General features: G+C 68.4%; 2 protein-coding genes. Both read right to left on the reverse strand.

Features of this window, described 5'->3' with window-relative positions:
* Positions 1–1,179, reverse strand: a 1,179-nt coding sequence (locus AACZ35_RS14130) for an aromatic amino acid lyase (RefSeq protein WP_339830402.1), incomplete at its 3' end; no start/stop codon positions are given.
* A gap of 1 nt (position 1,180) precedes the next feature.
* Positions 1,181–1,631, reverse strand: a 451-nt coding sequence (locus AACZ35_RS14135) for a His/Gly/Thr/Pro-type tRNA ligase C-terminal domain-containing protein (RefSeq protein ID WP_339830405.1), incomplete at its 5' end; no start/stop codon positions are given.

Genomic DNA, 1,631 nt, shown 5'->3' on the forward strand with positions numbered 1-1,631 from the left:
TTCGATTTCCTTGGCGCCTTCCAGGCCCGGGAACAGCAGCGGGTTGTCGGTGACGGCGTTGAGTTCGATATCGATGACGCGCTTGGCCTGTTCCAGGGCATCGCGCACGGCGCCGTGCACCTGCGGGATGCAGCGCAGCGAGTAGCTGTCCTGCGGCTGGTGCTTCTTGCCGCCGCGGAAGGGCCGGAAGCGCTGGTAGAAACGCTCGCGGCCGTGGCGCTGCGTAAGCGGCACCCAGTCCCAGCCGATGTCGAAGCCCAGGGCCTGCTGCTCCGGGTCGGACCAGCTTTCGGGCAGCCAGGAGCGGAACTTGGGCACCAGGTGGTAGGCGATGTCCGACAGCGTCGAACCCGCCAGCAGCCGGCGCAGCTGGTGCGCCACGTGCACCTGGCCCGGGTGCGGACGCAGCGCGTGCACGTGGGGGTCGAAGGCGCGCAGGCGGCCGGCGAAGGCGTCGAGCGTCATTGCCGCGGCCAGGTCGGCGGTGTCGAGCAGGTCTTCGAGCTTTTCGATCGCCAGCACGGCGGTGGCCAGCATCTGGGCGGTGCCGTTGTTCAGCGCCAGGCCTTCCTTGTGCGAAAGCTTCACCGGCTCCAGGCCGGCGCGGGCCAGGGCTTCGGCGCCGGTCATGCGTTCACCGTCGTAGAAGGCTTCGCCGCCGCCCAGCAGCACGATGGCCAGGTGCGACAGCGGCGCCAGGTCGCCGCTGGCGCCGACGCTGCCCTTGCGCGGCACCACCGGCACGATGCCTGCGTTCAGCATCGCGGCCAGCGCCTCGAGCACCTGCGGGCGGATGCCAGAGTGGCCCATCATCAGGGTGTTGATGCGGATCGCCAGCATGGCGCGCACCACGTCGGGCGCGAAGGGTTCACCCACGCAGACGGCGTGGGTGACGATGAGGTTGCGCTGCAGTTCCTCGAGCACGGTTTCATCAGTGTCGGCGGCGCCGGGCATGCCGTGGCGAACGCGGCGCGAGCCAAGCAGCTTGTCGGCGTTGGAACCAAAACCGGTGGAAACACCGTAGATCGGCTCCTGCTTGCGCACCTGTTCGGCCAGGAAGTCGGCCGCGCGCTGCACCGCGTGCATCTGCCCGGCGTCGAGCGTGACCGGCGCGCCGTGCGCGATCTCGGCCACCTGGGCACGGTTGAGGCTGCGGCCGTCGAGGGTGATCGGCTTCATGTCAGACGCCTCCCATGGCGCGCTGTTGTTCGATTTCCACGCGCAGGGTCTTTGCCAGGTCGTCGCGGGCGACTTCGAACTGTTCCTTGGCGCGCAGGTCCTTCACCGTGACCACGTTGCGCGCGGCTTCGTCTTCGCCGTAGAGCACCACGAAGCGGATGCCGGCCTTGTCGGCGTACTGGAACTGCTTGGCCAGCTTCTTGCCTTCCATCTGCACCTCGGCATTGATGCCGGCGCCGCGCAGCTGGCGGGCGATGTCGAGCGAATCGGCCAGGCGTTCTTCGTCCATCAGGCCGACCATGACGTCGACCGAACTTTCCGCGCTGGACAGGATGCCGGCCTCGCGCAGCTGGAAGAACAGGCGCGTGGCGCCGATGGAAATGCCAACGCCCGGCAGCTTGGACTTGGTGTAGTGGCTGGCCAGGTTTTCGTAGCGGCCGCCCGAGCAGACC

The sequence above is a fragment of the uncultured Arenimonas sp. genome (assembly GCF_963976025.1).
In the GTDB taxonomy this organism is placed as follows: domain Bacteria; phylum Pseudomonadota; class Gammaproteobacteria; order Xanthomonadales; family Xanthomonadaceae; genus Arenimonas.